The sequence below is a fragment of the Cyanobium gracile UHCC 0281 genome, assembly GCF_034931305.1.
Classification (GTDB): Bacteria; Cyanobacteriota; Cyanobacteriia; order PCC-6307; family Cyanobiaceae; genus Cyanobium; species Cyanobium gracile_A.
Genome location: NZ_JAYGHY010000036.1, coordinates 20,305 through 27,149, shown reverse-complemented (window position 1 = coordinate 27,149; position 6,845 = coordinate 20,305). Strand labels below are relative to the sequence as shown.

Annotated in this window: 9 protein-coding genes; 5 read left to right on the top strand and 4 right to left on the bottom strand. The window is 71.0% G+C overall.

Going from position 1 to position 6,845, the window contains the following annotated elements:
* The 3 genes from VB739_RS11035 to VB739_RS11025 form a co-directional block, all read left to right on the top strand.
* Positions 1–392 (top strand): 50S ribosomal protein L11 methyltransferase (locus VB739_RS11035; protein WP_323357108.1); only part of this gene is annotated, 392 nt, incomplete at its 5' end.
* A gap of 142 nt (positions 393–534) precedes the next feature.
* A complete protein-coding gene (locus VB739_RS11030) occupies positions 535–834 on the top strand; it encodes a ferredoxin (protein WP_094585612.1) in 300 nt (99 codons plus the stop codon).
* A 77-nt stretch (positions 835–911) separates the two neighbouring features.
* Complete coding sequence (locus VB739_RS11025) at positions 912–1,295, top strand: hypothetical protein (RefSeq protein WP_323357110.1); 384 nt, start codon at positions 912–914, stop codon at positions 1,293–1,295.
* Between the two features lie 66 nt (positions 1,296–1,361).
* On the opposite strand, the gene psbV is transcribed toward VB739_RS11025, so the two are convergent.
* Together psbV and rnz are read right to left on the bottom strand one after the other, a co-directional pair.
* The gene (psbV, locus tag VB739_RS11020) at positions 1,362–1,904 is read right to left on the bottom strand and encodes a photosystem II cytochrome c-550 (RefSeq protein ID WP_323357107.1); all 543 of its coding nucleotides are present in this window, start codon (positions 1,902–1,904) and stop codon (positions 1,362–1,364) included.
* 96 nt (positions 1,905–2,000) lie between these two features.
* Positions 2,001–2,948 carry a ribonuclease Z gene (rnz, locus tag VB739_RS11015; RefSeq protein ID WP_323357106.1) on the bottom strand — a complete coding sequence of 316 codons (948 nt, stop codon included), beginning with the start codon at positions 2,946–2,948 and terminating at the stop codon, positions 2,001–2,003.
* Between the two features lie 114 nt (positions 2,949–3,062).
* Between rnz and VB739_RS11010 the strand changes: the two genes are divergently transcribed.
* The gene (locus VB739_RS11010; protein ID WP_323357105.1) at positions 3,063–4,364 is read left to right on the top strand and encodes a SpoIID/LytB domain-containing protein; all 1,302 of its coding nucleotides are present in this window, start codon (positions 3,063–3,065) and stop codon (positions 4,362–4,364) included.
* Positions 4,361–5,134: a glucosamine-6-phosphate deaminase gene (locus tag VB739_RS11005; protein ID WP_323357104.1), complete on the top strand. Its 774-nt coding sequence runs from the start codon at positions 4,361–4,363 to the stop codon at positions 5,132–5,134. Before VB739_RS11010 ends, VB739_RS11005 begins: the two co-directional genes overlap by 4 nt.
* On the opposite strand, the gene VB739_RS11000 is transcribed toward VB739_RS11005, so the two are convergent.
* Together VB739_RS11000 and truB are read right to left on the bottom strand one after the other, a co-directional pair.
* Entirely contained in the window at positions 5,127–5,903 is a 777-nt protein-coding gene (locus VB739_RS11000) for a YebC/PmpR family DNA-binding transcriptional regulator (protein ID WP_323357103.1), read from the bottom strand. The genes VB739_RS11005 and VB739_RS11000 overlap by 8 nt on opposite strands.
* Positions 5,904–5,921: 18 nt before the next feature.
* Positions 5,922–6,845 (bottom strand): tRNA pseudouridine(55) synthase TruB, encoded by a 924-nt coding sequence (gene truB, locus VB739_RS10995; protein WP_323357102.1) that lies wholly within the window; start codon positions 6,843–6,845, stop codon positions 5,922–5,924.

Below are 6,845 nucleotides of genomic sequence, written 5' to 3'. Positions count from 1 at the left end.
CCCTGCGGCTGGGGGCGGCGACCGTGGCGGCCGCCGACTGCGATCCCCTGGCGGAGCGGGCGACCCGCGAGAACGCCGCCCTGAACGGCCTGGACGGCGCCCAAGCGCTGACGGTGACCACCGGGTCGGCGCAGGCCCTCTCGGAGCTGCTGGGGGGGCGTGGCGCTGATCTGCTGCTGTGCAACATCCTGGCGCCGGTGATCGAAGCCCTGATTCCCTGCTTCCCGCGGCTGCTGGGCCCCGGCGGTGTGGGCTTGCTCAGCGGCCTGCTGGTGGATCAGGCCCCTGGCCTGGAGCGGGATCTGCTGGCCGCGGGCTGGCGGGTGGAGCAGCGGGTGGAGCAGGACCGCTGGGGCCTGCTGCGGATCCGTTCGGCCTCGGATGTTGCATAAGGCACGCTGATCTGTGTCCTGGCTTTGATTGGCCTTCCCGGCCTGCGAGCCCAAGAACGCCGGGAATGCCCCCTGTCGGATGTAGGAAGGGCGGGTCCTACAGGCCCTGGCTGCCGGGTGTCTGTGAGCTCCAATCTCTTCCATGGCTTCCTACAAGGTCACCCTCGTCAATGAGAGCGAGGGGCTGAACAAGACCATCGAGGTTCCCGACGACCAGTACATCCTCGACGCCGCCGAAGAGCAGGGCATTGACCTGCCCTACTCCTGCCGCGCCGGCGCCTGCTCCACCTGCGCTGGCAAGCTCACCGCCGGCACCGTCGACCAGTCGGACCAGAGCTTCCTCGACGACGACCAGATCGAGGCCGGCTTCGTCCTCACCTGCGTCGCCTACCCCACCTCCGACTGCACCATCAAGACCCACACCGAAGAAGAGCTCTACTGAGCTCCTCGCCTGGCGATTCACGCGGATCGCCCTTGAACCCCGTGTTCTTCTCCGCCACCCTCAGGGGTGGCTTTTTCATGTCACTCCAGGTGGACACCGTGCTGGCCTCCGGCAGCGAGCATCCCAGCCCCGGCGGCCAGTACAGCTACCGGGTCCTGGGGCCCTGCTGCCGCCTGTTCGATCGGGAGGAACTGCCCTGGCCCTGCTGCCGGCTGGCCTGGCGCAGCAAGGAGCCCAGCTGGCGCCGCGTCGGCCGCCGCTTCGTGGCCGACCTGGCCGCCCGTCGCTGCCCCTCCTATGCCGTGGAGCTGCTCCAGCCAGGGGCCAGGCCCACCCGCACCGTCATCACCCTGTTCCCCCAGCGGTTGGCCCCCGGCCTGCAGGAGTGGTGGTACAGCAAGCTGCCCGGCTCCCTGGAGGCCGGCAACCTGGCGCCGCCTCCACCCGCGCTGGCACCCTGAGACGCTGGCGTTCGGCCACAAAAAAGCCGGCCAGCCCAGGGCTGCCGGCTCGGGTCTGGTGGGGGCTCAGAAGTAGATCTTGCCGCCGCCCCACTGGATACCCTGAACCTTGGGGGCCACCAGGATGTAGCCGGCGATCAGGCGCAGGTCCTCGTCGTCCAGGTCGCGCATCTTCACGAACACATCGCTGCTGCGCAGGCTGGGATGGACGTCGGAGATGCTGTACTCCCCGTCGTAGGAGGTGGGGTCCTTCATGTAGTCGACCAGGGCGTCGACCGAATCCCGGGCCGGGGTGGCCAGGGCGAGGGTTTCGGGATCCAGGCCCACGTTCTGGTTGGTCTTGGTGATGCCACCGGCATGGCAGGTGCCGCAGCTGTCGTTGAAGAGCTTGCGGCCGGTCTTGACCTCCTTCTCGGTGAAGGTCACCAGGGTGCCGTCGGGGGACACCGGCACGGTGAGGTCCTCAGCGCTCCACTGGGCCGCCGCCGCGGGACCCGCGAAGCAGACCAGCAGGGCCAGGGGAAGGATCAGCAGGGTCCGGGCAACGGCACGGACAACAGAGCGTCGGACGACTGAAAGGGGGGCGGCTGAGAGAAAGAGGGGGGCCATGGAAGAAGCCGGCGAAATGGCGGTGGGACCGCAACTGAGACCTTGTATCACGGGCAACGGGTCCGCCGCAGCGGAATCACGCGAACTGTTGCAGGCTCAGCCCGCCTCCCCCACCTCGAGGCTGAGGAAGTCCCTCGCCACGAGCGTCTCGGGGAAGATGGTCCGCGCTTCGGCCACCAGGTCGTCGGGGGTCATGGGATTGCCGGCCACATAGCGGGGACTCAGGTGGGTGAGCACCAGCCGCTTCACCCCCGCCTCCAGGGCGGTCTGGGCGGCCATGGTGCTGGTCGAGTGCTGGCGGGCGATGGCCAGGTCCGCCTCGCCGTGGGAAAAGGTGGATTCGTGGATCAGCAGGTCGGCGCCCTGGGCCAGAGCCACCGCCGCCTCGCTGAACACCGTGTCGGTGCAGTAGACGACGCTGCGGCCTGGCCGCGGCGGCCCGCACAGGGCCTCGCCCCGAATCACCCGGCCATCGTCGAGGGTGACGCTGCGACCGGCCTTGAGCTCCCCATAGACCGGCCCGGGGGGAACGCCCAGAGCCCTGGCCCGCTCCACGTCGAAACGGCCCGGCCGCGGCTTCTGATCCACCCGGTAGGCATAGGCCGGCACGCGGTGGGTGAGCGCCGTGCAGCGCACCGTGATGTCGTCGTCATCGAGCACCAGGCTGCCCCGGGCGGCGGCCTCCTTCACCCGGTGGGTGCGCAGGGGATAGCCGATGCGGGTGGAGGAGGTGCGCATCACCCCCTCCAGGTAGTCGCGCAGCGGATCCGGTCCGTAGAGATCGATCCCGCCACAGCTGCCGGCCAGACCCAGGCTGGCCAGCAGCCCTGGCAGACCGAAAACATGGTCGCCGTGCATGTGGGTGACGAAGATCCGGCGCAGCTGCGACACCCGCAGCTCGCTGCGCAGAAACTGGTGCTGGGTGCCCTCGCCGCAATCGAACAACCAGAGCTCCGCCCTCTGGGGAAGACGCAGGGCGACGGCGGAGACGTTGCGGGCGCGGGTGGGAACGCCGGAGCTGGTTCCCAGGAAGGTGACCTGCACATCCGGGAGGCCTCAGCAGGCATGCTGCCACGCCGCCAGCCGGTGTGGTGGCCGGCGCCATGGCCAACCCCTGAAGCGCCGTCCAGAATGACCCGTTGTCGCTCGCGCCCACCCGTGTCCCTGCTCCGCTTCGGATGGCGCGCCGGCCTGCCCCTGGCGCTGCTCCCGGCCGCCGTGGCGGCGCCGGTGCCCATCGAGGTCCGGGCGCCGGCTCCCGTGGTGCGGGTGCTGCTGCAGGAAGCCCCCAGCCTGGAGCTGGAGGCCGGCAGCGCCGCCCTGCGCCTGGGCGATGGGGCGGGCCGCACCCTGCTGGAGCTGGCCCCGGGGGCCCGGCTGCAACTGGTGCGCAACGGCGCGGCTCTGGAGGCAAGGCTTCAAGGACCGACCGGCAGCCCACGGCGGCTGTCGTTGCCATCGGGTCAGGCCTGGATCGAACCCACCCAGACCCAGGGCGGCGGCCGCGGCGAGGCCATGCTGACTCTGCAGCAGCGCCGCTACCGCGGCCGGCTGCTGGTGCGCAGCGAGGGCGATCGGCTGCAGGCGATCAATCTGATCGATGTCGAGAGCTACCTGCCCAGCGTGGTGGGCAGCGAGATGCCGGCCAGCTGGCCGCTGGCGGCCCTGCGAGCCCAGGCGGTGGCGGCCCGCACCTACGCCCTGCGCCAGCGCCGACCGGCGGCTCCCTTCGACCTCAAGGCCACGGTCGCCAGCCAGGTCTACAAGGGGGTGGAGAGCGAAACCGACTCCACCCGTGAGGCGGTGCGCAGCACCCGCTCCCAGGTGCTGGTGCACGGTTCCGCCCTGATCAATGCGGTCTTCCACAGCAGCAGTGGCGGCCTGACCGAAAACAGCGGCGAGATCTGGCGCCAGCAGCTTCCCTATCTGGTGAGCGTGCCCGATTTCGACCAGGCCAGCCCGGTCCGTGACTGGCAGCTGCGCATCGAGCCCGACAAGCTGGCCCGGGCCTTCCGGGAAATCGATGGTGCCTTTCGCATCGAGGTGCTCTCCACCACCAGCTCCGGCCGCATCCGCCAGGCCCGGGTGACGGGACCCGGCGGCACGCTGCTGCTCACGGGCGCCGAACTGCGCCAGCGGCTGGGACTGCGCAGCACCCTGGCCCGCTTCGACTTCGAGGCCCCCAGGTCCTACCCGTTCCTTCCCCCGCTGCCCTCCCTGCAGGGCGTGTTCACCCCCGAAGGGATCCGCTCCCTGGCCTCCGACATGGTCCAGGCCCCCTGGCGAAGCCCCCGGCCGCCGGCCGCGCCGACGCTGCTGGTGAGCGGCCGCGGCTACGGCCACGGGGTGGGCATGAGCCAGTGGGGGGCCTACGGGCTGGCCCTGCGCGGCGAGGATTACCGCCAGATCCTGCAGCACTACTACCAGGGGGCCAGGATCCTCCCCTACACCTCCCTTTGAGGCACGGCTCCCCCTCCTCCACCAGCCCCGCCATCACGCCCGTCGTTCTGGCTGATGCGGCGTCGGTAGCCGAACGGGTGGCGGCGCTGCTGCTGGCGGATCGGCTGCACCCGCAGCGGCCCCTGGGCCTGGCCACCGGACGCACCATGGAGCCCGTCTATGGGGCCCTGGCCCGCCGGATGGCTCGGCTGGAAGCCGCCCTGGCGACCAGGGTGCGCGACACCTGGTGCAGCTTCAACCTGGACGAGTACGTGGGGCTGGCGCCGCAGGATCCCACCTCCTTCGCCGCCACCATGGCCCGCCAGCTGGTGGCGCCCCTGGGCCTGGACCCCGAGCGGGTGCGGCTCCCCGATGGGCAGGCCGCCGATCCGGAGGCCGAAGCCCGTCGTTATGGCGCCGCCGTCAGCGCGGCCGGTGGCATCGGCCTGCAACTGCTGGGCCTGGGCCTCAACGGCCACGTGGGCTTCAACGAACCCCCCTCGGACCCTGCGGTGGCCTGCCGTTGTGTGGTGCTCAGCGACCACACCCGCCGCCAGAACGCCGGCGGCTTCGGCGGCGACCCCGGCGCCGTCCCCCGGCAGGCCATCACCCTGGGACTGGCCGAGATCCTCTCGGCCCGCCGGGTGCTGCTGGTGGTCACCGGGGCCGAGAAAGCGGCCATCCTGCGCCGCACCCTGGAGGAGCCCCCTTCTGCGGATCTGCCCGCCAGCTGGCTACAGCACCATCCCGCCCTCACCGTGATCGCCGACGCCGACGCCATGCTCAGCTGAGCAGGACCGCTTCCATCAGGGCCTCGTCCGCTTCGAGATTGGTGGTGACGCTGCGCACGTCGTCGAGATCCTCGAGCACATCCAACATGCGCAGACAGGCGTCCAGCAAGCCCCCGTCCTCAAGGCGGCAGGGCAGCGAGGCGATCCAGCGGTGCTCCCAGCCCGCCAGCGGCAGGCCCAGATTTCTCAGCCCGTCCTGGAGGACTTCGAGGTCGGCAAAGGCCCCGAACACATCGACGCCGTCGGCGTCGATGGCGTAGCCCGCCGCCGCCGTTCCGTCCCGCTCCTCCAGGGCCAGCAGGCTCTCCAGCAGGGACTCCTCATCGGCGTCGGGCAGGGCCAGCCGCACCACGGCCCGCTGCTCGAACAGGTAGCTGACGCAGCCGGTCTCGCCGAGATTGCCGCCATGCTTGCCAAAGGCCAGCCGCAGGTCGGCGGCGGTGCGGTTGCGATTGTCGGTGAGGGCCTCCACCAGCACGGCCACACCGCCAGCGCCATAGCCCTCGTAGCGCACCGCCTCAAACAGGTCGGCGCCAGCACCACCCTGGCCGCTGCCCTTGGCCACGGCCCGATCGATGTTGGCGTTGGGCACCCCCGCCACCTTGGCCTTCTCGATGGCGGTGCGGAGCTGGAAGTTACCGGCGGGGTCGGCACCACCGCGGGCCGCCACGGTGATCTCCCGCCCCAGCCGGGTGAACAACGCCCCCCGCTTCGCGTCCACCACCGCCTTGGTGCGTTTGATCTGGGCCCATTTGCTGTGGCCGGCCATCGTGATGTCGGGAGAGGTTCAACCGGTGGCGTCGAACACCAGCCGGGGCAGGAGCAGGCCCTTGCTGTCGGCACGGGCGATGCCCGCCAGACTGCCATCCGGCGTGAGCACGGCGACGGCCCCCTCGGGCAACTGTTCCACCGTACGGGGCAGCGCACGGCCGCAACGCCATGGCGACAGCTGGGCCGGATCGAGACGCTGCCGCGGCAGATCCACCAGCACATCGAGGGGATCCAGCAGGGGGGGCATGGGGCCGCTCGCCAGGCGCTCCATGGAAATGGCCTGGTGCAGACCGAAACCAAGGGCGGCGGTGCGGCGCAGGCTGGCCAGGGCGCCGCCGCAGCCCAGGGCCTGGCCCAGGTCCCTCGCCAGGGCGCGCACGTAGGTGCCGGCGGAACAATGCACCTGCAGCTCCAGGCGGCCCCTGGCCGCATCCCAGCCCAGCAGGTCGAGGCCATGGATCACCACCGGTCGGGCCGCCAGCGCCAACTCTTCTCCCGCTCGCACCCGGGCATAGGCCCGCTGGCCATCGACATGCACGGCGGAGACCTGGGGGGGAACCTGCAGGATCTCCCCCCGGAAGGCGGCCAGGGCCCGCTCCAGCTCCTCGGGGCCGAGGGGTGGCACGGGCAGCTGCTCCAGCACCTCACCCTCGAGGTCATCGCTGCTGGTCCGCAACCCCAGTTGGACCGTGCCGCGGTAGGTCTTGTCGCCGGGGAGATAGGGCAGCAACCGGGTGGCCGGACCCAGGGCGATCGGCAGCACGCCGGTGACCGCCGGATCCAGGGTGCCGCCATGACCGACCCGCCGCAGCCCGGAGGCCCGCCGCACCCGGGCGACGACGTCGTGGGAGGTCAGGCCGGCGGGTTTGTCGAGCACCAGGAACCCGCAGCCGTGGCGCGAGGGGGGCGAAGGCGGCAGCCTGGTGGAACCGTCCTTCAT

What these genes read in the sequence shown, in the direction of transcription:
- VB739_RS11025 (WP_323357110.1), top strand. Translation starts at nt 912, where the DNA reads ATGTCACTCCAGGTGGACACCGTGCTGGCCTCCGGCAGCGAGCATCCC.
- VB739_RS11000 (WP_323357103.1), bottom strand. Translation starts at nt 5,903, where the DNA reads ATGGCCGGCCACAGCAAATGGGCCCAGATCAAACGCACCAAGGCGGTG.
- psbV (WP_323357107.1), bottom strand. Translation starts at nt 1,904, where the DNA reads ATGGCCCCCCTCTTTCTCTCAGCCGCCCCCCTTTCAGTCGTCCGACGC.
- truB (WP_323357102.1), bottom strand. Translation starts at nt 6,845, where the DNA reads ATGAAGGACGGTTCCACCAGGCTGCCGCCTTCGCCCCCCTCGCGCCAC.
- VB739_RS11030 (WP_094585612.1), top strand. Translation starts at nt 535, where the DNA reads ATGGCTTCCTACAAGGTCACCCTCGTCAATGAGAGCGAGGGGCTGAAC.